Origin of the sequence: Massilia sp. BSC265 (assembly GCF_000740675.1) — a bacterium.
Taxonomy (GTDB): Bacteria; Pseudomonadota; Gammaproteobacteria; order Burkholderiales; family Burkholderiaceae_D; genus Telluria.
Genome location: NZ_JPXI01000029.1, coordinates 170,107 through 194,270, shown reverse-complemented (window position 1 = coordinate 194,270; position 24,164 = coordinate 170,107). Strand labels below are relative to the sequence as shown.

General features: G+C 67.8%; 20 protein-coding genes. 10 read left to right on the top strand and 10 right to left on the bottom strand.

Annotated features, from left to right (window positions below; genetic code table 11):
• Positions 1-54 precede the first annotated feature (54 nt).
• From MA09_RS07995 to MA09_RS07980, 4 genes are read left to right on the top strand one after another with little or no spacing between them, the layout of a single operon-like run.
• Positions 55-1,557 carry an NAD(P)/FAD-dependent oxidoreductase gene (locus MA09_RS07995; RefSeq protein WP_051933275.1) on the top strand — a complete coding sequence of 501 codons (1,503 nt, stop codon included), beginning with the start codon at positions 55-57 and terminating at the stop codon, positions 1,555-1,557.
• The gene (locus MA09_RS07990; protein ID WP_036246796.1) at positions 1,554-2,363 is read left to right on the top strand and encodes an SDR family oxidoreductase; all 810 of its coding nucleotides are present in this window, start codon (positions 1,554-1,556) and stop codon (positions 2,361-2,363) included. Before MA09_RS07995 ends, MA09_RS07990 begins: the two co-directional genes overlap by 4 nt.
• On the top strand, positions 2,360-3,319 hold the full coding sequence (locus MA09_RS07985; RefSeq protein ID WP_036246795.1) for an alpha/beta fold hydrolase: 960 nt from the start codon (positions 2,360-2,362) through the stop codon (positions 3,317-3,319). The genes MA09_RS07990 and MA09_RS07985 overlap by 4 nt, the downstream gene beginning before the upstream one ends.
• 10 nt (positions 3,320-3,329) lie before the next feature.
• Complete coding sequence (locus MA09_RS07980; protein ID WP_036246794.1) at positions 3,330-3,896, top strand: GNAT family N-acetyltransferase; 567 nt, start codon at positions 3,330-3,332, stop codon at positions 3,894-3,896.
• Between the two features lie 10 nt (positions 3,897-3,906).
• Here MA09_RS07980 and MA09_RS07975 read toward each other — a convergent pair whose 3' ends face one another.
• A complete protein-coding gene (locus MA09_RS07975; RefSeq protein WP_036246792.1) occupies positions 3,907-4,317 on the bottom strand; it encodes a hypothetical protein in 411 nt (136 codons plus the stop codon).
• Between the two features lie 100 nt (positions 4,318-4,417).
• On the bottom strand, positions 4,418-4,606 hold the full coding sequence (locus MA09_RS07970; protein ID WP_200883043.1) for a hypothetical protein: 189 nt from the start codon (positions 4,604-4,606) through the stop codon (positions 4,418-4,420).
• A gap of 41 nt (positions 4,607-4,647) precedes the next feature.
• Here MA09_RS07970 and MA09_RS25460 point away from each other — a divergent pair, with 41 nt between their 5' ends.
• The 4 genes from MA09_RS25460 to MA09_RS07955 all read left to right on the top strand — a co-directional run bounded on the left by MA09_RS25460 (position 4,648) and on the right by MA09_RS07955 (position 9,413).
• The gene (locus tag MA09_RS25460) at positions 4,648-4,779 is read left to right on the top strand and encodes a hypothetical protein (RefSeq protein ID WP_267872578.1); all 132 of its coding nucleotides are present in this window, start codon (positions 4,648-4,650) and stop codon (positions 4,777-4,779) included.
• A gap of 161 nt (positions 4,780-4,940) precedes the next feature.
• Positions 4,941-7,748 carry an EAL domain-containing protein gene (locus MA09_RS07965; protein ID WP_036246788.1) on the top strand — a complete coding sequence of 936 codons (2,808 nt, stop codon included), beginning with the start codon at positions 4,941-4,943 and terminating at the stop codon, positions 7,746-7,748.
• An 86-nt stretch (positions 7,749-7,834) separates the two neighbouring features.
• Entirely contained in the window at positions 7,835-8,359 is a 525-nt protein-coding gene (locus MA09_RS07960; protein WP_036246786.1) for a hypothetical protein, read from the top strand.
• A gap of 103 nt (positions 8,360-8,462) precedes the next feature.
• Positions 8,463-9,413, top strand: coding sequence for a 2-hydroxyacid dehydrogenase (locus MA09_RS07955; RefSeq protein WP_036246785.1), 951 nt, complete (start codon positions 8,463-8,465; stop codon positions 9,411-9,413).
• 6 nt (positions 9,414-9,419) lie between these two features.
• Here the strand turns inward: MA09_RS07955 and MA09_RS07950 are convergent, their stop codons facing one another.
• The 7 genes from MA09_RS07950 to MA09_RS07920 form a co-directional block, all read right to left on the bottom strand.
• Positions 9,420-10,397, bottom strand: a complete 978-nt coding sequence (locus MA09_RS07950) for a glycoside hydrolase family 43 protein (RefSeq protein ID WP_036246783.1) — start codon at positions 10,395-10,397, stop codon at positions 9,420-9,422.
• 8 nt (positions 10,398-10,405) lie between these two features.
• Positions 10,406-13,216, bottom strand: coding sequence for a TonB-dependent receptor (locus MA09_RS07945; protein ID WP_081897480.1), 2,811 nt, complete (start codon positions 13,214-13,216; stop codon positions 10,406-10,408).
• A 158-nt stretch (positions 13,217-13,374) separates the two neighbouring features.
• Entirely contained in the window at positions 13,375-14,424 is a 1,050-nt protein-coding gene (locus tag MA09_RS07940) for a LacI family DNA-binding transcriptional regulator (RefSeq protein WP_229440614.1), read from the bottom strand.
• An 11-nt stretch (positions 14,425-14,435) separates the two neighbouring features.
• Positions 14,436-15,539: an ABC transporter ATP-binding protein gene (locus MA09_RS07935; protein WP_036246780.1), complete on the bottom strand. Its 1,104-nt coding sequence runs from the start codon at positions 15,537-15,539 to the stop codon at positions 14,436-14,438.
• A 63-nt stretch (positions 15,540-15,602) separates the two neighbouring features.
• Positions 15,603-16,436, bottom strand: a complete 834-nt coding sequence (locus MA09_RS07930; RefSeq protein WP_036246779.1) for a carbohydrate ABC transporter permease — start codon at positions 16,434-16,436, stop codon at positions 15,603-15,605.
• Complete coding sequence (locus tag MA09_RS07925; protein WP_051933274.1) at positions 16,433-17,335, bottom strand: carbohydrate ABC transporter permease; 903 nt, start codon at positions 17,333-17,335, stop codon at positions 16,433-16,435. The genes MA09_RS07930 and MA09_RS07925 overlap by 4 nt, the downstream gene beginning before the upstream one ends.
• A 10-nt stretch (positions 17,336-17,345) precedes the next feature.
• On the bottom strand, positions 17,346-18,665 hold the full coding sequence (locus MA09_RS07920; protein WP_229440612.1) for an extracellular solute-binding protein: 1,320 nt from the start codon (positions 18,663-18,665) through the stop codon (positions 17,346-17,348).
• Positions 18,666-18,820: 155 nt separating this feature from the next.
• Between MA09_RS07920 and MA09_RS07915 the strand changes: the two genes are divergently transcribed.
• Complete coding sequence (locus tag MA09_RS07915; protein ID WP_036246777.1) at positions 18,821-19,822, top strand: DMT family transporter; 1,002 nt, start codon at positions 18,821-18,823, stop codon at positions 19,820-19,822.
• Here the strand turns inward: MA09_RS07915 and MA09_RS07910 are convergent.
• A complete protein-coding gene (locus MA09_RS07910) occupies positions 19,745-21,559 on the bottom strand; it encodes a family 43 glycosylhydrolase (RefSeq protein ID WP_161783208.1) in 1,815 nt (604 codons plus the stop codon). The two genes, MA09_RS07915 and MA09_RS07910, sit on opposite strands and share 78 nt — an antisense overlap.
• A gap of 336 nt (positions 21,560-21,895) precedes the next feature.
• On the opposite strand from MA09_RS07910, the gene MA09_RS07905 reads away from it, so the two are divergent.
• Entirely contained in the window at positions 21,896-24,163 is a 2,268-nt protein-coding gene (locus MA09_RS07905; RefSeq protein ID WP_229440610.1) for a TonB-dependent receptor, read from the top strand.
• Position 24,164 lies beyond the last annotated feature (1 nt).

The following is a 24,164-nucleotide window of genomic DNA, read 5'->3' as shown; positions in this document are numbered from 1 at the left end:
CTTCTGACAATGTAGAGTGTCAACATAAGACATGTTCAGGAACCCCGAGACACCATGCATCCATCCGCATCATCTTCCGGGACGGACGACGTGCCGCAGGAAGAGCCGCTGGACGTCCTGATCGTCGGCGCCGGCCTGTCCGGCATCGGCGCTGCCAGCGCCCTGCAGCGCGGCTGCCCCGGCAAGCGCTACGCCATCCTCGAGGCGCGCGACGCCATCGGCGGCACCTGGGACCTGTTCCGCTATCCCGGTATCCGTTCCGACTCCGACATGTACACCCTGGGCTACGCCTTCCGGCCCTGGCTGGATGCCAAGGCGATCGCCGATGGTCCGGCCATCCTGGACTACGTGCGCAGCACCGCGCGCGAGCACGGGATCGAGCCGCACATCCGCTACGGACACAAGGTGATCGGCGCGAGCTGGTGCTCGAAGCAGGCATTGTGGACCGTGCAGGCGCGCTTGAACAGCGGTGAGACGCGCATGCTGCGGGCCCGCTTCCTCTACCTGTGCAGCGGCTACTACAGCTACGACGAAGCCTATCGTCCGCGCTTCGAGGGCGAGGACGGTTTCGCGGGCCGCATCGTGCAGCCGCAGTTCTGGCCCGAGGACCTCGACTACGCTGGCCGCCAGGTGGTGGTGGTCGGCAGCGGCGCCACGGCGGTGACGGTGGTGCCGGCGATGACCGACCGTGCCTCTCATGTGACCATGCTGCAGCGCTCCCCGACCTACGTCGTCGCCCGTCCTTCGCGCTACCGCTTCGCGCACCGCATGCGGCGCCTGTTCCCGGAAAGGCTGGCCTATGCCCTCACCCGCTGGCGCGTGATCGGCGAGAGCATGTTCCTGTACTGGCTGGCGCGCAGCAAGCCGCAACTGGTCAAGCAGAAGATCATCGAGATGGCAGGCCAGCAGCTCGGCTCCCCGGAGGCGGCCGCCGCCCACTTCACCCCGGGTTACAAGCCCTGGGATCAGCGCGTCTGCGTGGTGCCGGACGGCGACCTGTTCGAGGCGATCCGCTCCGGCCGCGCATCGGTGGTCACCGACCATATCGCGCGCTTTACCCGCAACGGCATCCTGCTGCAGTCCGGGCGCGAGCTGGCGGCGGACCTGGTGGTGATGGCCACCGGCCTCACGCTGAAGCTGTTCGGCGGCGCCACCCTGGTGGTCGACGGCCGCGTGATCGACCCCAGCCGCGCCATGTCCTACAAGGGCATGATGCTCAGCGGGGTGCCCAACTGCGCCCTGGCTTTCGGCTACACCAATGCGTCCTGGACCCTGAAGGCCGACCTGACCGCCGCCTGGGTGTGCCGCCTCCTGCGCCACATGGACGCGCGCGGCCAGGCCATCGCGGTGGCGCACCGCGACCCGTCGGTCCCGGAAGCGCCCTTCCTCGATTTCAATTCCGGCTACGTCGAGCGGGCCCGCCACCTGCTGCCCAAGCAGGGCGCGCGCAAGCCCTGGCAGGTCTACCAGAACTACCTGCGCGACCTGCTCACCATCCGTGTCGGACGCATCGACGACGGCGTCCTGCGCTTGGGGAGCAAGGGAGGCATGCCATGAAGCTCGCCAACCGCGTGGCGGTCGTCACCGGCGCCGGCGGCGGGATCGGCCGCGCCACCGCGCTGGCACTGGCCAGGCGCGGTTGCCACCTGGCCCTGGCCGACATCGACGGGACGGCCGCCGCCGACGCCGCGCGCGAAGCGCGGGCGCTCGGCGTGCGCGTTTCCAGCCACCGCCTGGACGTGGCCGACCGCCTCGGGGTGCGCCTGTTGCCGGCCGAGGTGCTGGAGGTGCACGGCCGGGTCGACCTGGTGGTCAACAACGCCGGGGTCGCGCTTGGCGGCAGTTTCGAACAGGTGATCGAGGACGACTTCGACTGGCTCATGGAGATCAACTTCCACGGCGTGGTGCGCATGACGCGCGCCTTCCTGCCGCACCTGCGGCTGAGCGACGACGCCCGCATCGTCAACGTATCGAGCATCTACGGCATCGTCTCTCCGCCGGGCCAGAGCGCCTACTCGGCCAGCAAGTTCGCGGTGCGCGGATTCAGCAATGCGCTGCGCCATGAGCTCGAGGGCAGCCCGGTCGCGGTCAGCGTCGTGCATCCCGGCGGCGTGGCGACCTCGATCGCGAAGAACGCGCGCGTTCCGGATGGCGCGCCGCAGGACGAGATCGACCGTGGCCGTGCGGTCGCGCAGCGCCTGCTTCGCATGCCGCCCGACCGGGCCGGCGAGATCATCGCGCAGGGCATCGAGCGCCGCCAAGCGCGTATCCTGGTGGGCGGCGACGCCAGGTTCGTCGCCCTGCTTGAGCGCCTGATCCCCGTCCATTACTGGAAACTCCTGAAGAAAGCGACCGGAAGATGAACCTGCACCTCCTCCTATTCGTCCTGGGCGGCCTGGCCTTGCTCTTGTTGCTGCTGGCCGTGTTCAGCCGCCGCACAGCGCGCCGCATCGAAGCCTTCCTGCCGCCGGCCGGCAGTTTCGTGGAAACCGAAGGCGTGCGCCTGCACGTGCGCGACGAGGGGCACGGCCCGGCCATCCTGATGATCCACGGCCTCGGCGGCCAGATGGCCCACTTCAACTACGGCGCCGTGCGCGAGCTGTCGAAGCGCTACCGCGTGGTGACGCTGGACCGGCCCGGTTCCGGCCATTCGACCCGGCCGGATGGCATGCCGGCCGACCTCGCGACCCAGGCGCGCGCCATTGCCGCCCTGGTCGAGCGTCTCGGCCTGGAACGTCCGACCGTGGTCGGCCATTCGCTGGGCGGCGCGATCGCCCTTACCCTCGCGCTCGAGCACCCGCAGCAGGTCGGCGCGCTGGCACTCGTGGCCCCGCTGAGCCATACGCCGCAAACGGTGCCGCCGGCCTTTCGCGGCATGACCATCGAAAGCGGCTGGCTGCGCCGGTTGTTCGCCGCCACGCTGGCGGTCCCGCTCGGCATCATCGGGAGCAAGGGCATCCTGCGCCAGGTTTTCGGACCGGAAACCGTGCCGGACGACTTCGCGACCCGGGGCGGCGGCCTGCTCGGCCTGCGCCCCGGGGCTTTCCTTGCCGCCTCGGCCGACCTGCAAGCGCTGCCCGGGCACATGCCGCAGGTCGAAGCACGCTACGGAGAACTGCGCGTGCCGGTGCGGGTGCTGTTCGGCCGCGAAGACCGCCTCCTCGACTGGCGCGCCAACGGCCAGGCGCTGGTCGACAAGGTGCCCGGCGCGCAACTGGAGCTGGTCGACGGCGGGCACATGCTGCCGGTGACGCAGCCGGAGCGCACGGCGCGCTTCATCGAAAGCGTCGTCGCGGCGCGGCTCGCACTGGCCAGCTGAGGGGACGGACATGGAGGTGATCAAGACTCCACGGCTGGTATTGCGCACCTGGGAAGCGGCCGACGCCGCGTCCTTCTGGGAACTGAACCAGGATCCACGCGTGACCGAATTCCTGCCCGGGCCGCTCACGGTGGCGCAGGCAGAGGCCTTCATTGCTTTTCAGCAGGATCTGTACGCGCACAGCGGCGCCTGCTACTTCGCGGCGACGGTCGCCGCGACCGGCGAGCTGGCCGGCTTCGTCGGCTTGAAACGGCACGAAGCCGGACAGGCCGGCGCCCTGCCTTTCGCACCCTGCACCGACATCGGCTGGCGCCTGGCAGCCCGGCATTGGGGCCTGGGCTATGCGAGCGAGGGCGCGCGCGCCTGCCTGCGCTTCGGCTTCACGGAACTGGGGCTGGAAGAGATCGTCTCGTTCACCGTTCCGGCCAACCTGCGTTCACGCGCCGTCATGGAAAAGCTGGGCATGCGCGAGGACGCCGGAAGCGCTTTCGCGCACCCGGCCCTGGCTCCCGGCCATCCGCTGTCGCGCCACGTGCTGTACCGCCTGCGGCGCGAGGACGCGGCCGCCGTCGCCTGAAGACGGCCGACTATTCGCGCGGCGCGGTACCCTGGTCGTACTGGTCGGCGTCGGTCTGGCCGCTGGGCATGCTCCCCTGTTGTCCAGCCTGCTGGCTCGACTGCTGGCTGGACTGCTGGCCCGACTGCTGGCTGGCCCCTGCGCCACCGCTACGCTTGCCGATTCCTTCCATCCCGGTCTGGATCTGCCCACCCTGGCTACCGCCGCTGAATGCCTGGTCGGCTTCCTGGTGGGTGGTATCGCCGGCGAGCAGGTCGTCGGTCCGGCTGGCCGATTGCTGGCTGCCCGGGTTGTCGCTCCCCATCGCCCCGATGTCACCGGTGCCGCCGGCGCCCATGCTGCCTGCGCTGCTGGTGCCGTCGCGGGTCACCTGGTCATAGTTGCGCCCCTTGGCGTCCTTGCCTTCGCTCTGCATCGACATGCTGGCCTCCTTGTCATGGTGTGTGTTCCCATGATAGTCCGGCCGCGGCCCCGCACGAATAGTCCCCGGGCGGAGCCGGCTGTAGGAACGCGCTGGCGGTTCAGGCGCCGAGCGCCTGCCGTCCCAGCACCTGCACCAGGCTCTGCAGGTCATACGGCTTGCGCAGCACCACGGCATCCGGCCAGTTCGCCACTTCTCCGTTGCCGGTGGCAAATACGATGCGCACTCCGGGCGCACGGCTGCGCGCCCGGGCCGCCAGCGCATCGCCCCAGATGCCGGGCAACTGCACGTGTCTACCCCTATGACAAGAACCGCGAGCAGTACGCTTCGATGGCGCGCCGGGCGCGCGAGGAACTGCACGCGATGTTCGAACGCGACTTCGTGGCCATGCGCAAGCAGGACGACGATCTAGACGGAAACACCAAGCCGAGCGGCAAGCGTGGCCAGGCTGGCATCGAATAGCAGCCGGGATGTCTCGACAGTTGCGGAAAGTTGCCTATACAAGTGTCGTAAATTAGGCTTTGCAGCTGCTGTTGCCACACGGAAATGGCTATACTTGGCCGCCGGGCGCGTTGGAACCGGCCCTTCCCATCCGCTGCGGCGAGACCGCGACACCTGTGACTATGCTGGACATCCCCACTGCCTCCCCTGGCGGGCTTGCGCTGCTCGCCGAAGAGAATGCGGCCCTGATCGAGAACGCCCTCGACCTGATGGTCGTGCTCGACGCCGAGGGTTTCATCCTGCGCGCGAATGCCGCCTCGCGCACCCTGCTCGGCTACCAGCACGACGAACTGATCGGGAAACATTACAACGACGTCGTTCATCCCGAGCAGCACGACGAGGCGTCCGGGATCCGGGACAGCCTCCAGAACGGGCACCCGCAACATCCGGACATCCCGATCCGCGTGCGCCGCAAGGACGGCCAGTTCATCCTGATGTCGGTGTCCGCGCACTGGTCGGGTTCGCACCGGCGCATATTCCTGACCGCGCGCGACGTCACGGCGCATCACCAAGCGCGCGAAGCCCTGCTGCGGTCCGAAGCGGCCCTCAACAGCATGCTCGATAGCATCGGCGATGCCTTCTTCGCCATCGACAGCGGTTGGCGCCTCACCTATGCCAACCAGAAAGCGGGCGATTTCGTCGGCGTGCGGGTTGCGGACGCCATCGGCCACCCGCTGCTGGACATCGCCCCCGACCTGCAGCATTCGCCATCGCTGCAGCGCTACCGCAACGCGATGGAGACGCGCCAGCCCGCTACCTTCGAAACCTTCTGGGAACCCCGCCAGGTCTGGCTCGAGGCGCGCGTCTATCCGCACGCGGACGGCATCTCGGTGTACTTCCACGAAATCACCGCACGGCGCGAGGCCGAACAGGCGCTGCGCAAGAGCGAGAAACGCTTCCGCAAGCTGTTCAACCAGGCCGGCGACAGCATCATGATCGTCGACGGCGCACTGCACATCGTGGCGGTGAACGACCAGGCCTGCGCGCGCTTCGGCTACAGCCGCGAGGAATTCATCGGCATGGTGGCCACCGGCGTGAACAACGGATTCAAGGAGGGCCCTGCGCTGCTGGAAGCCTTGCGCGCCGGGCACGCCCAACTGCTGCGCACCGACAAGCGCTGCAAGGATGGCACCGTGTTCCCCGCCGAGGTGCAGATCTCGCGCTTCGACGACGAGGGCGAGGAATTCTTCCTGGCCGTCATCCGCGACCTGAGTGACCGTGCCGAGGCCGAGCGCCAGCTGCGCGAAAGCGAGCAGCGTTTCCGCGAAGTGATCGAAATGACGCCGGCCGGCTACCTGCTGGCTGGCTGCGACGGCGCGCTGCTGGACGTGAACCCGGCCCTGTGCACCCTGTCGGGCTACCCGCGCGAGATGTTGCTGGCCCTGCGCCTGCCCGAGCTGTTCATCTGCTTCCCGCTGGCCTCCCTCGACACCGGCGAGGACGGACCGGCCACCGTGCAGGGCGTGGAGGCGGTCCTGCGGCACCGCCACGGCCAGCCCATCCATGTGCTGTTCAACGGCAGCATCAAGCGCGACGCCGCGGGGCGCGCAATCTCGCTCACCGGCCTGATGACCGACATCACGGGGCGCAAGGCGGCCGAGAGCCGGCTGCAGGAACTGGCGACCCACGACACCCTCACCGGCCTGCCCAACCGCGCCTTGCTGGGCGAGCGCGTGCAGCAGATGCTGGACGACTGCCCCTACGGCTCATCGGTGGCGGTGATGTTCCTCGACCTCGACCGCTTCAAGGAAGTCAACGACTCCTTCGGCCACGAGATGGGCGACGTCCTGCTGTGCGAGGTCGCCGCACGCCTGCGCCGCGTCGTGCGGCCCACCGACATCATCGCGCGCCTCGGCGGCGACGAATTCGTGGTGGCCGCCCATTGCGCCAGCGGCCAGCCGGCCGCGGCAGTCATCGCCGACAAGCTGCTCGACGTGCTGACCGCGCCGGTAAAGGTAGGCGGCATCGACGTGATCGTCGGCGCCTCGATCGGCATCAGCATGTACCCCGGGGATGCGCAGACCCGCGAAGCCCTGTTCCAGACCGCCGACACCGCCATGTACCGCGCCAAGAACGCGGGCCGCAACCGCTACCGCTTGTTCGAACCGGAAATGACGCTTGCCACCCAGGCGCGCATGGCGCTCGAGGTATCGCTGCGCCCGGCCCTGGCGCGCGAAGAATTCGAGCTGCACTACCAGCCGCGCTATTCGCTGTGCCCCGCCGCCCCGGGCGGCACGGCCCTCTACGGCATGGAAGCATTGATCCGCTGGAACCACCCGGAGCGCGGCCAGGTCCCGCCGCAGCAGTTCATCGGCATCGCGGAGGAGACCGGCTTGATCAATGCGATCGGGCGCTGGGTCATGGAAGAAGCCTGCACCCGCACGCGCGAGCTGATGGACGCATGCGGCCGCAAGGTCGTGGTGTCGGTCAACGTGTCGGCGCGCCAACTGGCGCAGGCCGGTTTCGCGGCCGAGGTATGCGCAACGCTCTCGAGGTCGGGCTTGCCGCCCGATTGCCTGGAGCTGGAACTGACCGAAAGCGCGCTCATCGAGGACATCGACCACACTGCCACGATGCTGCGCGAGCTCAAGAGCCTCGGCATCCAGGTCGCGGTGGACGATTTCGGCACCGGGTATTCGAGCCTGGCCTATCTGCGCCGTTTCCCGATCGACGTGCTCAAGCTCGACCGCTCCTTCGTGATGCAGCAGGACGAGAACGTGACCACCGTCGATTTCGTGAAGGCCTTCGTCGACATGGCGCATGCGCTCGGGATGGCCGTGGTGGCCGAAGGCGTCGAGACCGCCGAGGTGCTGGCCTTCCTGCGCTCGGCGCGCTGCGACCAGGCCCAGGGCTACTACCTGGCGCGGCCGATGCCGCTGGCCCGGCTGCGCGCGCTGGTCTGCTCCACCGAGGACGCAGCGGCGCCGTAGGCTGGATAGCGACTCCCGGCCCGGCGGACTGCCGGCTAGCGCAGCCCGCCGTTTATAATCAGGCAATTTCAACTGCGGAGGCGCGCGTGGGCTTGCAGAGGTTTTCCGGAATTTCCCCAGCCGAGGTGTTCGACGAGGTGTTCAGTGAGACCTATCAATGGCACCTTCGTCACCACGCGCTGGTCCACTTCATCGGATTCAGGACCGTTTGCGGCGAAGCAGAGTTCTATCGGCAACTGCTGATTGAAAGCTTCCAGCTCCGGGCGAGGGGCGATCACCGGGTGAGCTTCTTTTTGGCCTATGCTGCCCTCGAAAGCTTTATCAACCGCAAACTTGACGCCGGCACCAGGAGGGCCTCGCTCCAAAAAAAGGCAGACGAGCTAATACTCCTGAGCTTTCCCGATACGGACCTGGGCAGCCACGAGATCTTCGAACGGGTCGTGGCTGACTTCAGGACGACCTTGACCGACATGCGCAACGGCATCGCCCACGGCCGCCTTGTCGACATCGGCAGCCGGCAGTCGCGTCACATGCTGCTCGCGGCCTTGCTGTTCATTTGCGCGATCGAATTCCGGGCCACGCAGTTCGGCCAGCTCTTTTCGGCAGAATAGGCAGGCAAACGGCCCGCGCGGCAGCCTGCACCGGCGACGCCAGCCTTCGACACTGAGCTGTCGTCTGCGTCGAACCATTCCAATTTCTGGCTCACTTTACACGATGAAACCGCAAATCGCTGTCTTTGGCAACATCTGGCCCGACGATGCGCTGCGCACGCTCGAGGCGCCTTTCGCCTGCCACCACCTGGCGCGCATGTCCGCCGACGAGCGGAGGACCTTCCTCAAGGGGCCGGCCGTGCAGGTGCGCGGCGTGCTGACCACCGGGACGATCGGCCTCGACGCCAAGACGGCGGCATCCTTCCCGGCGCTCGAAATCGTTTCGGTGCACGGTGTCGGCGTCGACGCCGTGGCGCTCCAGCCTCTGGCCCGGCGCGGCGTCATCGTCACCAACACCCCGGACGTGCTGACCGAGGACGTGGCCGACCTCACGGTCGCCCTGCTGCTGGCAAGCGCGCGCCGCCTGCCGCTGCTGGACCGCTATGTACGCTCCGGCCACTGGCAGGAGGCACGCCCCCTGCAGCTTGCGCGCAGCCTGCGCGGGAAGGTAGCCGGTATCTACGGCTATGGCCGCATCGGCCAGGCGGTCGCCATGCGCCTGCGCGCCTTCGGCATGGCGATCCGCTACTTCCAGCGCAGCGCAGGGCCGGAGCCGAGCCTACGCTGCGCATCGCTGGCCGCGCTGGCCGCCGAGAGCGACTACCTGGTGGTATGTACGCCCGGAGGCGTCGCCACCCGCCATGTCATCGACGCGGAGGTGCTGGACGCCCTGGGCCCGGAGGGCACACTGGTGAACATCGCGCGCGGCTCGGTGGTGGACGAAGCGGCGCTGGCCGACGCACTATCCACGGGAAGGCTGGGCGCGGCAGCGCTCGACGTATTCGAGGACGAGCCGAATGTGCCGCCCGCCCTGCGCGCACTGGACAATGTGGTCCTCACGCCGCACGTCGGCAGCTTCACCGTGGAAGCGCGCCAGGCCATGCGCGACCTGGCAATCGGCAACCTGCTCGCCCATTTTGCGGGCAAGCCGGTCTTGAGCCCTGTCGCGGTCTGAGCCGCCTTACATCACCAGCCCCGCCGGCGCCGGCTGGCGGGTGAAGGTCGGCCCGATGGTAGTTGGCCGGCCGTTCTCCCACACCAGCCGGTCGATGCACATGCGGCGTCCCGTCATGGCCGTGTCCCAGGCGTGGTAGACGATCCAGTCCTGGCTGCCGTCCGGCGAGGTGGTGAAGGAGTTATGGCCCGGGCCGATCACGTTACCCTGCCGCGAGCGCATGAGGAGAGCCTCGTGGCTTCCCTCGGGCCGGGTGAACGGTCCGAGCGGATGGTCGGCCACGACGTAGCTGACCCCATAGTTCTCCTTTTCCCAAGCGCCGCCGCTGTAGAAGCAGTAGTACTTGCCGCCATGGACCAGCACGGAGGCGCCTTCCACCGTGTGCCAGTCGTAGACCGCGTCGTACATCGCGCGCTGCTTCTTGAACAGGTGCCAGTCGGCATGCGGGCGCGCCACCGTGCGCGGCTCGCCCGCCAGGCGGTCCATCGTCACCAGCCGGTCGACCACGATGCCGGTGCCGATGCGGTGGTCGTCCCCAAGCTCGAGGAAGTCGACGCAGTAGTACAGGTACCACTGGCCGTCCTTGTCGCGGAAGGGGTGGGCGTCGATCGAGAACTGCAGCTGCGGCACCAGCAGCACGCCTTGGTCGACGAACGGCCCGACCGGATTGTCGGCCACCGCGACCCGCAGCTTCTGGTGCTTGCCCTCTTCGTCGCCACGCGAGTAGTACATCCAGAACCTGCCATCGCTGTAGGCGACTTCCGGCGCCCAAAAATGGGCTTCCCCCGGGTCCACGCCCGGCGCGGAGATGGCGTAGCCGGCCCGGTGCCAATCGACCAGGTCGTTCGACACCAGCACCGGGAAGCGCCCGCCCCCGGGGCCTGCGGGGGCGGTGCCGTAGGCGTAGTAGCGGCCCTCGTGCTTGAGCACGAAGGGGTCCGCCATGATTTCCGGATAGACCGGATTACAGTAAGTCTTCAGCATCTGCCCTCCTACATTTGATAGCGCAAGCTCAGGCCGTACGTGGTCGGGTTGTAGCGGATGTCGCGCGGGCGGATCGGATCGCCCAGGTAGCTCTCGTAGCGCTCTTTAGTCAGGTTGATCGCGTCGAAGTTCAGCGTCAGGTTCGGCGTGAGGGCGTAGCCGACGCTCAGGTCGACATAGGTCGAGGCCTTGACGATGCGGTCCTGGCCGAAGCGCGGCTCGGCGATCTGCTCGACGTACTTGCCGCGCCGGGTCGCCGCCAGGCGGCCGGTCCAGCCGCCGCGCTCGTAGAGCAGCGCGAGGTTGTAGCTCTGGCGCGCCACGCCGATCAGGTCGGTGGTGGCGTAGGCGCCGGTGTTCAGGCCGGTTCGGGTCTGGTTCTCGCCGTCGATCCAGGTGTAGTTGAACTGCGCGCCCAGGCCGCTCCAGGCGCCCGGCAGGAAGTCGAAGAACTTCTGGATACCGAACTCGGCGCCCCGCAGCTTGCCCTTGCCCGAGTTCTGCGGGCGCGTGACGCGGTAGTTCACGCCGTTGATGCTTTCCTGCTGCTCGAAGTTCTGCAGGTAGCCTTCGATGTCGCGGTGGAACAGCGCGATCTGGGCGTAGCCGTTGTCGCGGAAGTAGTACTCGAGCGTGGCGTCGCTGTTGATCGACTCGGTCGGCGACAGCTCCGGATTGCCCGCGGAGCCCGTGCCCGGCGCATTCACGGTCGGCGGTATCAAGGAAAGGGCCGGATTGAGCTGCGAGAACTCGGGCCGGGTGATGGTCTTGCCCACGCTCAGGTGCGACTGGATGCGGTCGGTCCAGTTCACCACCGCGGACACGTTCGGCAGGAAGTTGGTCTCGTCGCTGTCCTCGCTGATCGGGGTGACGACGTCGCCGATGCGGCGGTTGCCCTCCAGCTTGCGATCGACTTTCACCAGGCGCCCGCCGACGCTGCCGGTCATCCCGACCGTGCCCAGCTGGGCCTTCCAGCGCGCGCCAAGGTGCAGCGTGGCGGTGCGCTCGCGCTGCTCGAACAGGCGCATCGGGTCGTCCGGCACCCGGCCTGCCGGCTGGCCGTAGAAGGCGCGCACGCGGTCGGCCTGGTAGATCAGGAAGTCGCGCGACGGCGTCATCCAGGGGCCGCCCAGGCGGTCCAGGCCCGGCACCAGGCTCTGGAACGACGGGCCGAAGGCAGCGATCGGGGAAGGACGCACGGTGGCGTTCGGCAGGTCGCTGGCCCGTTCGCCGCTGTGGTAACTGACCTCGCGGTTCGACAGCCGGATGCCGCCGGTCAGCGCCGTGATGAAGGCGTCGCCGCCCAGGCGATAGACGGCATCGGTGCGGAACTGGGTCTGCTCGCCGCGCGACTCGCCCCAGTTCTGCACCATGCCGCGCAAGACGAACTGGTTGGGGTCGCGCAGCGCCGCCGTCGAAGTGGGCGTGGTGATGGCGTTGTAGCCGCCGTGGCCGTCGCGCCCGTAAGTGTAGACCGAAGCGCTGGCCCCCGGAATCTGCTGGTCGACGATCACGGTGTCGTTGATGAAGTCCGAGCGGGTGAACGCCAGGTTGCTGTCGACCGACAGCGGGCCGTTGCGGTACTTGCCGCCGAAGTTCAGGAAGTGGGTATCGGTACGCTCCTTGACGCCCCAGGTACTGGTCGCGGTGTACGGATCCCAGTCATAGGGGCCGCGGAAGCGCACGCCCGGGACGCTGGCCGCCTGGATCGGGCAGACCGACCCGACCGGGGTGTTGCAATACGCGCCCTGCGGCGCCATCACCACGTTGGTCAGGCGCGGGCCCCAGGTGGCGATGTTCAGGATGTAGTCGACCTCGCTCCTGCCGCTGTAGCCGGTGCCCAGGTACTGGGCCGAAAGCTCGGTCCATGCATTTGGCTTCCACTGGACGGCGGCGTGGATGCTGCCGCGCTCGCGATCGCCGGCATTGTAGATGCCGCCGATGTTGGGCAGTTCGCCGAGGCGGTCGCCCGGACGCAGCGGCGCGATCGGCCCGTCGTACAGGCGCTGCGCGGTGCCGTCCGGGCTGACCGAGTAGATCCCTTCCGGCCGGTCGACCCATTGCACCGGCATCGCCCAGTGCTCCTTGTTGTAGGCCACGTCGACCAGCACGCCGATCTCGCCGATGCCGGTCTGCCAGCGGTTGCTCAGCAGGAGCCCGCCGCCCGGCTTGGTTTTCTCCTTGCGCGCTTCGCTGCCCTCGACATAGTTGCGGCGGCCCTCGACGAAGCCGGTGACGGTATAGCCCTTGAAGTCGAAGGGGGCGCGCAGGCGGATGTTGACCGCGCCGGCGATGCCGCCCTCGAACTGGTTGGCGGTGGCCGACTTGTACACGTCCAGGCCGCCGATCGACTGGACCGGCAGGTCCTGGTAGGACAGGCGCCGGCCGGTGCCCGTGAAGATCTCGTTGCCCTCGATGGTGGTCGCCACGTCCGGCAGCCCGCGGATGATGACGGTGCTGGTCTCGCCGCGGTCGCGGCCCACCTGCACGCCGGCGATGCGCTGCAGGGCGTCGCCGGCGGCGCGGTCGGGGAACTTGCCGATGTCGTCGGCATTGATCGAGTCCACCACCTGCTCGGCGTCGCGCTTGATCTGCTCGGCGGAGCGGATGCTGCTGCGGATGCCGCTCACCGTGACCGTGGCAAGGCCGCCGCCTGCCGAGGTGGGACCGGATTCGGGCGCCGCCGTGGCGCCGGGCGCGCCCTGCTCCACCGACGCGCGTGCACCGCTCTGGGTCGCATCCTGGGCGGCGGCAAGGCCGATGTGGGCGCACAGCAGCATGACGGCCGCGCAGACTGGCCGGACTTTCAAGTTGCTCATCGAGGTCTCCTGGGTCGATGGCCGTGCCTGCGTCGGCAAGCTGCCTTGTCGGGCTTGCGGACGAGCCGGCCGATATTGGAATCGTTATTGGTCATAATTTATGACTAATACGAAAAAATTATCCGATTTCGCACCGGTATGGCGCACTCAAGGATGGCTCAAAACAGGCCACGCGAAGCCACCGAATCGCGCGCCACCAGAGGGCAATCCATCTTCATGGCGGTGCGCCGGGTGATGCCACTGTTCACTTGCGCGATTAAACTTTCTGCTGCCCAGCGGCCCATTTCGTAGTTTGGTAACAACACTGTGGTGAGCGGTGGCTGGGTGTAGCGGGCGATATCCTGGTCGTCGTAGCCCACCACCGAGACTTGCCCCGGCACGTCCATGCCAAGTTCGCGCACCGCTTCGATGGCGCCGACCGCCATCAGGTCGTTGGCGCAGAACAGTGCCGTCGGCGGATCCCGCAAGGCCAGCAAGGCCTGGGCGTGCGCATGGCCGCTGCTGACCTGCCAGTCGCCCTCGCGCACCAGTTGCGCTTCGAAAGGGATGTCGCGGCTCGACAGGGCCTGGCGGTAGCCCTTCAGGCGCTCGGCCGCGGCCTCGATCCAGCCCTCGCCGTTGATGAAGCCGATGCGGCGGTGGCCGGCCTCGATCAGGTGCATGGTGGCCGCATAGCCGCCCAGCACCTCGCTCGGCACCACCGAGGAGTACAGCCTGTCGCGCCGCTCCTTGACATGGCAGTTCAGGAGCACGGTCGGCACGTCTGCCAACTGGGCCGGCACGGTGACCGTGCGCGTGAAGATGGTGGCGTAGACCACCCCCAGCAACGCCGGATCCGCCAGGACCCGCGCCAGGATCGCCCCCTCGTACTCCGGGTCGTTGCGGGTGGCGTACACCGAGAGCAGGCAGTCGTGCTCCCAGGCGCCGTCGCGGGCGCCGTCGATGGTGGTCATCGCATGCGGGCTGGTGGACAGCTCGTCGGTCAGGTAGACCACCAGGTTGCGTGCCAGGGCGGGCACCGCATGGCCCATGCGCTCGACCGGGTAGCCCAGTTCGCGCGCGATGCGCAGCACCTTGTTGCGCGTCGCGCTGGATACCTTGGCGCCGCTCATGTGGTTGATCACCAGCGACACCGTGGACTGCGACACCCCGGCCAGCTTGGCGATGTCGGTCATGGTAGGCCGGCGCGTGCGGCCCGGCTCGCTCATGGCAGCGCTCCTCAGCCGAGCCGCGCGCGCGGCAATGCCGCGCCGTCGGCATCGAACAGGTGGCCATGGCCCGCGTCGAAGGCGAGCGTGACGCGGGCACCCCGCTCCGGGCAGGGGGCATCGGGACGGCACTTCAGCGACACCATCTCCGGCACGCCCTCCACCTGGGCGTAGACGATGGTGGAGTCGCCCAGGTACTCGACGAGGGCCACCGTGGCCGGGAGTCCGGCCTCGTTCGCTTCCGCGACACGCAGGTGTTCGGGGCGGACGCCCAGCGTCACGCCCGCGCCCGGCGCCGCACGCGAGGCGTCCGCGGCCACGTCGACGATCGACCCGCCGGCCAGGCGCACGTGTACCGCCGGTCCCTCCTCGCCCGCCAGCATCCCCGGCAGGAAGTTCATGCGCGGCGAGCCGAGGAAGCCGGCCACGAAACGGTTGGCGGGACGCTCGTACAGCTCGAGCGGCGTGCCGGCCTGCTCGATGCGTCCGGCATTGAAGACGACGATCTTCTGGCCCAGGGTCATGGCCTCGACCTGGTCGTGGGTCACGTAGATCATGGTGGCCCCGAGTTCCCGGTGCAGGCGCGCCAGCTCGACCCGGGTCTGGCCGCGCAGCGCGGCATCCAGGTTCGACAGCGGTTCGTCGAACAGGAAGACTTCCGGCTTGCGCACGATGGCGCGGCCGATCGCCACGCGCTGGCGCTGGCCGCCCGACAGCGCCTTCGGACGGCGCTCCAGCAGGTGCCCGATCTGCAGGATCTCGGCGGCGCGCGTCACCCGCTCGGCGATCTCGGCGCGCGGCACCCCGGCCAGCTTCAGCGCGAACCCCATGTTCTCGGCCACCGTCATGTGCGGATACAGCGCATAGCTCTGGAACACCATGGCGATGCCGCGCTTGGCAGGCTCGACGTCGTTGCAGACGCGGCCGCCGATCTCCACCGTGCCGGAGCTGACGTCTTCGAGTCCGGCGACGATGCGCAGCAGGGTCGACTTGCCGCAGCCCGAGGGGCCGACCAGCACCACGAACTCGCCGTCCGCGATTTCCAGGTCGATGCCCTTGATGACGGGGTTGTCCTCGTACTGTTTGGTGATGCCATGCAGGCGCACAGATGACATGGGGTATCCGCTCTCTTTTTTTGTCCGGTATCAGCCGGGTTTCATCCGGGGTTCATCCGGGGTTCATCCTTTTAGGCCGGTGGCGGCCAGGAAGCCGTGGGTCACGCGGCGCTGGAACAGCACGTAGGCCAGCGCCACCGGCAGTGCGCCGATCAAGGCTGCAGCCATCAGTTGGGCATAGATGACGCCATAGGCATCGTAGGTCTGGGTCAGGCCGAGGGGGATCGTCATCATCTCGTTCTCGGTGACGATGATGAAAGGCCACAGGAAGTTGTTCCATGCCGCGATGAACGTCACGATCGCCATGGCCCACACAATGTTCCCGGATACCGGCAGGTAGACATTCCACAGGATGCGCAGCGGCCCCGCGCCATCCATCACCGCGGCTTCACGAAAGTCTGCCGGCACCTTGTCGAAAAACTCCTTGAAGACGTAGATGACCACCGGCGCCACCACTTGCGGGAGCACGATGCCGGCGTAGCTGTTGATCAGGCCGAGCTGGTTCATGATCCGGAACAGCGGTACCAGCAGCGCTTCGAAGGGCACCAGGAAGGCCAGCATGGTAAGCAGGAACAGCAGGCTGCGGCCGCGGAACCGCAACTGGGAAAACGCATAGGCGGCGCCCAGGGACAAGGCCATGGTGACGACGGTGACCAGCAGGGCGACCAGTGCGCTGTTGAACAGCCAGCGGCCGACGCGGCCGGCGCCCAGCACCTTGGCGAAGGCTTCCACGGTCCAGGTCTGGGGCAACCAATGGAATACGGCGGACACGGTCTCGTGCTCGGGCCTGAGTGCGGTGCTGGCCGCCCACAGCAACGGCGCCACCCACAGCGCGGCCAGCAACAAGGCCGCCAGCGCGCCGATGGCGCTCCAGGCCAGGTTGGCGCGCGCTCTCATGCCTTGCCCCGCGAGAGCCAGCGCGACAAGCCTGCCTGCGCCAGCGACAGTGCGATGACGATGGCGACAAAGGCCATCGCGATCGCGGCGGCGTAGCCGGCGTCGCTCTGGATGAAGGCGGTTTCGTACATGTAGTGCAGGGTCATCCTGGTCGTGTTGAAAGGCCCGCCAACGGTCAGGATGTAGGTCTGGCCGAACACCTTCATCGAGGCGATCAGCTGCAGGACCAGCGCCAGCCCGACCACCGGGCGCAGCGCAGGCCAGGTGATGTTCCTGAACAGGGTGAATCCGCGTGCCCCGTCCAGGGCTGCCGCCTCGTACAGGTCTGCCGGGATGTTGCGCAGTCCCGCCAGGAACATCAGCATGTTGAAGCCGACGGTCCACCAGATGGTGGCAATCGCCACGACCGGCAAGGCCCAGGTGACGTCGGCCAGCCAGGCGCGCTCCAGGCCCAGCGCCTGGTTGACCACGCCCGTGGAAGGCTGCAGCATCCAGTCGGCGATCAGGGTCATCACCGAGATCGGCAGCACGTAGGGCAGGAAGAAGGCGCCCTGCAACCAGCTGCTGGCGCGGGTGAAATGGTCGACCAGCAGGGCCATGACGAGACCGAGCGCGGTCAGCGGAACGACCGTCAGCAGCGCGAAGTAGAAGGTGTTCCCGACCGCCGACCAGAACGAGGGATCCTGCACCAGCGTGACGTAGTTGGCGATGCCGATGAAGGCATTGGTCCGCGTGAGGCTGCTCTCGGTCAGGCTCATGTAGAAGGTCTGCAGCGTGGGCAGCAGGAAGAACAGCAGGAAGGTGATGCCGAACGGGGCCAGCAGCATCAGCGCCGGCAGCGCGTCGCCGCGCCGCGCACGGATGGCGCGCGCGGCCTGCGTGGAATGGAAGTCCGCCATTCGCCGTCTCCTAGTAGCGCGGCGCGCGCTTGCGCAGGAGCAGCGCCGCTTCCGTCTCGAACATGCGCAGGGCCTGCGCCGGTGTCAGCTGGGACGACAGCGCCGCCGGCAGGTATTTCGAGGCCATCGCCTCCAGCGGGCCGGCCGCCCCCATGTACCAGGCGTCCGGCGCATAGACCACGTGGCGCGGGACGTCCGCGTACAAGCGGTTCGGCATCAGCGCGAGCGCGGCTGGCGATTCGGCCGCCGGGCGGTAGGCCAGCACGTGGCCGCCCTGGGCCCAGCCGAGCGAATTCCTGGAAACGAAAGCGATGAAGCGCATCGCCGCGCGCAGCTTCTGCGGCGGCATCGGCTTGCCCTCGCTGGCGGGAATGGCGAAGGCATGCGAGTCGGCCCACACACTCTGGTTGCCGTACATGCGCGGCATGGACACGATGCCGTATTCGAAACCCAAGGTGCCGTTCGCGGTGGCGCGCAGCATTTCAGGGACTTCCCACACGCCGTTGATCATGAAGCCGGCGTTCCCGCCGATGAACTGGCTGGTCGATGCCGCATAGTTGAGGCCCGACTGGGCGTAGCCCCTGGCGAACCAGCTGCTGATCCGTGCCAGCGAATCGACACCCGCCGCGCCATAGGCGAAGCGTCCGTTCTGGATCAAGGGCGCATTGCGCTGCGCCAGCATGGTCAGCCACAAGCGCCATACGGCGTACGAGCTTTGATTGCTCTCCATCGTCATGCCCGGGCGGCCGGTGGCCTGGCGTACGGCACGGAAAGCGTCGGTGAGCGCGTCGATTCCTTCGATGGGTTTCAGCTGGCCGTCCTGGCCGAGCAGACCGGCTTTCCCGACCAGCGTCTTGTTGTAGTACAGGACCAGCGGATGCAGGTCGAGCGGAATCGCATAGGTCTTGCCGGCATGCTGGGACTTCTCCCACTGGCGCGGATAGAAATCGGCCGGGTTCAGGCCCGCCTCGGCCAGCTCGCCGGGGGCGATCGGGCGCAGCACCCCGCCGCCTGCCAGGTTGGTCATGCGCGACAGGTGCACGGTTGCGATGTCGGGGCCGGCCCCGACCACCGAGGAGGTGATCACCTTGGTATAGAAGGGCTCACCCCATTTCAGCGTGGTGCTGGTGACGCGCACCTCGCGCTGGCTGGCATTGAAGCGCTCGACCAGGGCCGCCATCCGGGCACCGTCGCCGCCGCTCAGCAGCGTCCACATGCGCACCTCGATCTGCGCATGGGCGGATGTGGGCGCGCATAGTACGGCTGCAAGCGCGGCTCCAAGCGCCGCTGCACGAGCCGCGCCGGCGAGGCGCACGGTGAATGGGGGCAATCCTGTCTCCTGGGGTGTGATGGCACCTCGTCTATCGCGTGCCACGCTTTTATCATTAATACTAGCAAATATTTATTAGCCGGGGCTGTCCTGTAGGCATGAAGCAGGACAGCCGCCTTGCGCGGTAAAATCGCCCCTTTGGCTGGTGCATCGGTATGTGGATCGGAGTGTTGTGCGGCCTGCTGGCCGGGGCGATGTGGGGCCTGGTGTTCATCGTGCCTGAGATGCTGGGCGCCTTTTCGCCGCTGGAACTGGCGGTCGGCCGCTACCTGGCCTACGGCGCGATGGCTTTCGCGCTGCTGCTTCCGCGCCTGAAACCCCTGCTCGCCACCCTCGTCCCCGCCGATTATGCGGCGCTGCTACGCCATGCGCTGGCTGGGAACATCGTCTACTACATGCTGCTCGCAACCGGCGTGAAATACGCCGGCGTGGCCCCGACCTCCCTGATCATCGGCATGCTGCCGGTGGTGGTGACGCTCATGGGCCGCAAAGACCATGGCGCCCTGCCGCTGGCGCGCCTGGCGCTGCCGCTGCTGCTGGTGGCCGCGGGCATCGCCTGCATCAATGTCGACACCTTCATGCACGCAGGCCCAAAGGCGTCCCTCCACGACATCGCGCTGGGCGTGGCCTGCGCCGCCGGCGCCCTGCTGTGCTGGAGCTGGTACGCCCTGGACAATGCGCGCTACCTGAAGCGCAATCCGCAGTTTTCCAGCGCCCAGTGGTCCGCCCTGTATGGACTGTCCACGGGCGCGATCGCCCTGCTCGTCGGCCTCGGCGCCTGGCTGTTCTCCGACGCCGCACCGGCCGCGCCGGTGCGAGACTGGACGCTGTTCTGGACCTGCAATGCCCTGCTCGCCCTTGGCGCCTCGGTGATCGGCAACCAGCTGTGGAACGTGGCAAGCCGGCGCGTGCCGGTCACCCTGTCCGGGCAGCTGATCCTGTTCGAGACCCTGTTCGCCCTGCTGTACGGCTTCGTGTACCGCGGCCTGGGGCCGCGCCCCCTGGAACTGGCGGCGATCGTGCTCTTGGTGTCGGGCGTGACCTGGTCGGTGCGCGCCCATGCCGGCCAAGGCGACGAATCAGCGCTGCAGCCGCTCGATCCTGACCTCGTCGAAAGTGACGGCATGGCCGGCGCCGCCCATCGCCACCAGTCCTAGGCGCGCCTTGGCGCCCAGCCGATGGGTCCAGGTCGTGCCGCCAACCCAGCCGCCGCCTTCCTGCATCGACCACGCGGTATAGCGCTCTTCGGGACCGTCGCGCCGGATGTCGATGCGCAGCCAGGTCCACTCGCCCGGCGTGCCGACGACCGTGTTGCCGTAGCGCGGATAGCCGCGCTCCACAGGGGCGAGCTCCTTGCCGAATTCGACCTGGCGCAGGCCGTCGTGGGCAAGCTCCACCAGCTTGACGTAGTTATCGTCGTCGCGCATCACCACCACGCCGGCCTGCACCGGCTTCGCGCAGCAGTCGAGCGGCGCATCGAGCCGGATGCGGGCCACGATGCGCAGGTCGCCCTCGGGCAGCGGCGTGGCCAGCACTGCGGCGCTGTTGGTGTCCACGTGCAGGTCGGTCTGCTGGGTGGCCATGCGCAAGCCCGGGTGGCCGCTTGACCAGCTGCCGGCAGCCAGCGGACGGATCCAGCTCCAGCGCGGATCGGGCTGCTTGCGCTCGAAGCGCTCGGTCCAGAGCGGCCTCGCGGCGGCCGGCGCGGCCGGCGTGGGGGCCGGCGGCGCAGTCGTCGGCTGCCCAGCCAGCACCGCCGGGCGCCACTGGGGCGTATCCGACGGCCCCTCGCCGCCGTTGATCACCGGCCAGCCGTCGATCCAGTCGATCCGGTCGAGCAGCAGCGGGCGCCGGGTCAGCTTGTCCTCGGCGCTGAAATAGCCCTGGTTGCGGTCGACCGCGTGATAAAAAGTCCACCATTGGCCGGCGGCATCCTGGAACACGGTGTTATGGCCGGCGCCCACCCAGCGGTTGCCGTTCTGGACCAGCACCGGCGTGCCGCCGACCCGGGCGGCGGCCATGTCCTTGCCCTCGCGGTCGAGGAAGGGACCTTGTGGACTGGCGGCGCGGCCCACAAAAAGCGCATAGCCGGTCAGCGGGCCGCGGCAGCAATCGGTGCTCGAGGCGAACAGGTACCAGTACTTGCCCACCTTGACCACCTCGGCACCCTCGTAGCGCTTGGCCGCGCCGACCCGCACCGGGTCGCCTTCCACCCGCAGGCCGTCCTTCGACAGGCGCTGCACGAAAATGCCGCCGCCGTAGCTGCCGTAGTACAGGAAGCGATCGCCCTGGTCGTCCTCGACCACGTCGGGGTCGAAGGTCCAGTGGAAGTTGCATCCGGCGCCGGCGCGGCGCGGCGGCACCACCAGGCGTTCGGCCGGCTTCCATGGGCCGGCGGGCGACGCGCTGGTGGCGACCGCGATCCCGCTGTCGGACTCGCAACCCGCCTCGGGACTGTGACGGTCGGCGACGTCGGTGACGGTGAAGTACAAGTAGTAGCTGCCGTTCTGGTAGACCGGCTCCGGCGCCCATAGTCCGGACTTGGGACCGGCCAGTCCGGCCGGACGCCGGTCGAAGGAATCGCGCACGAAATACCAGTTGACCAGGTCCACCGAGCGGTAGACCGGCATCATCCGGAACTTCCAGCCCCTGCCCTCGCGTTCCTTGCGGCTGACAGGATCCATCGTACAGTACATGTACCAGACCGTCGGGGAAGAGCTGCGGTCACGCAGCAGCGAGGGGTCGGCGCAGCTTTCGGCCAGGCTGCCGTCGGCAAGCCGCAGCGGCAAGGGGTTGGTGTAGGTGGCAGACGGGGTGGCCGCAGGCTGGGCATCGACAGCGGCCGTAACAGCCAGCAGCAAGCCTGCGCCGGCGGAAAGCGCGCGTGCTCTCATTCGGTCTCCTTCATTCGGTTGCTCCTGCGCGGGGGCAGTTGCACCAATGTTATTGTCCAAAAAATAATTCAACCGGACTGGGCGTGGCGCACGCATGGATTTCGCGCCGCTTTGTCACATCGACCTGCAAAGTAGTCACATTTTCCATCAACTCCGGGAGATGTTGTAACAGCGCGCTATTTTTGTTCAATTATCTTTTGTAGGACTATTGCCTATGATCACTACCTGCTAGACTGCCGAGGCCACATCCCACGAGACACAGTCGTTGACAAAAAAGAATAATGTGGGAGCGGTTCAGCATGATGCAGTAACAAGAAAAACCAGGGGAAGTCCTACATGAAAGAAACGCAGGCCCGTCGCCCGGCACGAAAGCTGCTGGTCGTCGCCGTATCGGGTATTGCCTGGAGCGCGGCCTCCATGAACGCCGCTCAGGCGCAGGAAGCGCCAGCCGCCCAGGAGCAGAACAACGCCGTGCCGGAAGTCGTGGTCACGGCCCAGCGCACCCTTTCCACCGTGTCGCGCACGCCGATCGCCATGAGCGTGCTCAAGGGAGAGCAGCTGCTCGAACTCGGCGCCGACAATCCGGCATCGCTTGGCGCGCGCCTGCCCAACGTGCACGTCGACCAGGCCTTCTCGGGCTTGCGCGTGACCATTCGCGGCATCAGCAACAACGACACCACCGACAAGGGCGACCCCTCGGCCGCCTTCATGCAGGACGGCGTGTACATCGCGCGCCCCGCCGGCCAGGCCGCCAACTTCCTCGACGTCGACCGCATCGAGGTGCTGCGCGGACCGCAGGGCACCCTGTACGGCCGCAATACCACGGCCGGCCTGGTGAACGTGATCTCGAACGCACCCAGTGGCCGGCTGGAAGGCCGCGTCGCCGTCGAAGCGGGTACCTACGGCAACCGCAAGCTCGAGGGCGTGATCAACGTCCCCGTGAACGATGCCCTGGCCCTGCGCGCCGCAGTCAGCACCCGCAAGCAGGACCCATTCCTGCGCAATGGCCAGGGCACGGGCCTCAAGCCCGGCATGGACCGTGACGACCGCGATGCGCGCCTGAGCGCCAGACTCGCCATCGGCCGCGACGCCTCGCTGCTGGTACGCTACGACCATAGCAAAGCCGCCAACAACAACGACCGCTTCGTCCCCGACACCAATTTCTACACCGGCGCCGCTGCCGGGGCGCCGGCCTGGCGCGACACCACTACCGACGAGCGCCTGACCATGGGCTTCCGCCCCGTCAACATCGCCCCGGTGCAGGGCATGCAGGACCGCCGCTCGCACGGCTTGCTGGCCGACCTGAGCTGGAACCTGGGCCCGGCCACCCTCTACTACCTCGGTTCGCACCGCGAACTCGACCAGCAGATGGTGAACAACTACTACTACCGGATCTCGCCGGCCCTCGCCCTCGGCGTGATCAATACCTACATCGGTGCCAACACCCAGGACTCGCACGAGCTGCGCCTTGCCAGCAAGGGCAATGGTCCGCTCAGCGCCCAGGGCGGCCTGTATTACTTCGCCGAGGAATCCGACACCAGCTACGCCTTCCAGGGCCTGCGTCCGGTGGGACTGCCGCCGTATTATTCCTTCCCGCTGGTAACCGAAGCGCGTAGCAAGGCTGTGTTCGGCCAGCTGACCTGGCGCATTGATGAAGGCCTGCGCCTGAGCGCAGGCGCGCGCCGTACCCTCGACCACAAGTGGCGGGTCGGCTCGACCGACTTCCAGCAAGGCCCCGCCTTCAATCCGGCTACCGACCGCCGCCTGCTGAACGCCGCCGACCTGTCCACCTCGCGCACCACCTGGCGCCTGGGCGCGGAATTCGACCTGGCCCCATCCACCCTTGCCTACCTCAACCTGGCAACGGGCTACAAGGCCGGCGCCTTCAACGACGGCTGCGTGGCCGGCACCAGCGCTCTCGGCATTCCCTGCCCGGCAGCGGCGGCGGTCGCGCCCGAATACCTGTACTACCAGCCCGAGGAGCTGCGTGCATGGGAAGCCGGCCTGAAGTCGCGCCTGCTCGGCGGCCGCCTGACGGTGAACGCCGCCGCCTTCCACTACGACTATACCAACCTGCAGCTGACCGGGAATGCGATCGTGGCCGGCGCCCCGCGTCTGCTGACCCGCAATGCCGGCGTGGCGCGCAGCCGCGGCATCGAGCTCGATGGCGACCTGCGCGTCGGCAGCGGCGGCAGCCTCAACTATGGCCTGACCCTGCTCGACGCCCGCTACGTCACCTATATGCCCACGCCGACCGTGTCCTGGGGGGGGCGCAAGCTGGACCGGGCACCGAGCCACGTGTTTTCCCTCGGCTACCAGCAGCGCATGCCGTTCGCGGGCGGCCAGCTCGGCGGCGGCGTGTTCGCGCGCGCCAGCGGCGCCTACGAGCTGTCGATCCCGACCCAGCAGCTGACCTATCGCGTGCCATCGCACACCATCACCGACCTCACGTTGTCGTGGGCGCCGGGAGGCAGCAACTGGAGCGTGCTGGCGCGCGTGCGCAATCTCGAGAACAAGGTGCGGCCGTCACTCGTCGACAGCTTCGGCATGACCACGCCGAGCGCACCGCGCACTGCCGACCTGCGCCTCGATCTTCGTTTCTAGA

Bases quoted from the DNA above. Each gene is read 5' to 3' on its own strand.
- MA09_RS07995 (WP_051933275.1), top strand. From the start codon at position 55: ATGCATCCATCCGCATCATCTTCCGGGACGGACGACGTGCCGCAGGAA.
- MA09_RS07990 (WP_036246796.1), top strand. From the start codon at position 1,554: ATGAAGCTCGCCAACCGCGTGGCGGTCGTCACCGGCGCCGGCGGCGGG.
- MA09_RS07985 (WP_036246795.1), top strand. From the start codon at position 2,360: ATGAACCTGCACCTCCTCCTATTCGTCCTGGGCGGCCTGGCCTTGCTC.
- MA09_RS07980 (WP_036246794.1), top strand. From the start codon at position 3,330: ATGGAGGTGATCAAGACTCCACGGCTGGTATTGCGCACCTGGGAAGCG.
- MA09_RS07975 (WP_036246792.1), bottom strand. From the start codon at position 4,317: ATGTCGATGCAGAGCGAAGGCAAGGACGCCAAGGGGCGCAACTATGAC.
- MA09_RS25460 (WP_267872578.1), top strand. From the start codon at position 4,648: ATGGCGCGCCGGGCGCGCGAGGAACTGCACGCGATGTTCGAACGCGAC.
- MA09_RS07965 (WP_036246788.1), top strand. From the start codon at position 4,941: ATGCTGGACATCCCCACTGCCTCCCCTGGCGGGCTTGCGCTGCTCGCC.
- MA09_RS07955 (WP_036246785.1), top strand. From the start codon at position 8,463: ATGAAACCGCAAATCGCTGTCTTTGGCAACATCTGGCCCGACGATGCG.
- MA09_RS07950 (WP_036246783.1), bottom strand. From the start codon at position 10,397: ATGCTGAAGACTTACTGTAATCCGGTCTATCCGGAAATCATGGCGGAC.
- MA09_RS07945 (WP_081897480.1), bottom strand. From the start codon at position 13,216: ATGAGCAACTTGAAAGTCCGGCCAGTCTGCGCGGCCGTCATGCTGCTG.
- MA09_RS07940 (WP_229440614.1), bottom strand. From the start codon at position 14,424: ATGAGCGAGCCGGGCCGCACGCGCCGGCCTACCATGACCGACATCGCC.
- MA09_RS07935 (WP_036246780.1), bottom strand. From the start codon at position 15,539: ATGTCATCTGTGCGCCTGCATGGCATCACCAAACAGTACGAGGACAAC.
- MA09_RS07930 (WP_036246779.1), bottom strand. From the start codon at position 16,436: ATGAGAGCGCGCGCCAACCTGGCCTGGAGCGCCATCGGCGCGCTGGCG.
- MA09_RS07925 (WP_051933274.1), bottom strand. From the start codon at position 17,335: ATGGCGGACTTCCATTCCACGCAGGCCGCGCGCGCCATCCGTGCGCGG.
- MA09_RS07915 (WP_036246777.1), top strand. From the start codon at position 18,821: ATGTGGATCGGAGTGTTGTGCGGCCTGCTGGCCGGGGCGATGTGGGGC.
- MA09_RS07910 (WP_161783208.1), bottom strand. From the start codon at position 21,559: ATGAGAGCACGCGCGCTTTCCGCCGGCGCAGGCTTGCTGCTGGCTGTT.
- MA09_RS07905 (WP_229440610.1), top strand. From the start codon at position 21,896: ATGAAAGAAACGCAGGCCCGTCGCCCGGCACGAAAGCTGCTGGTCGTC.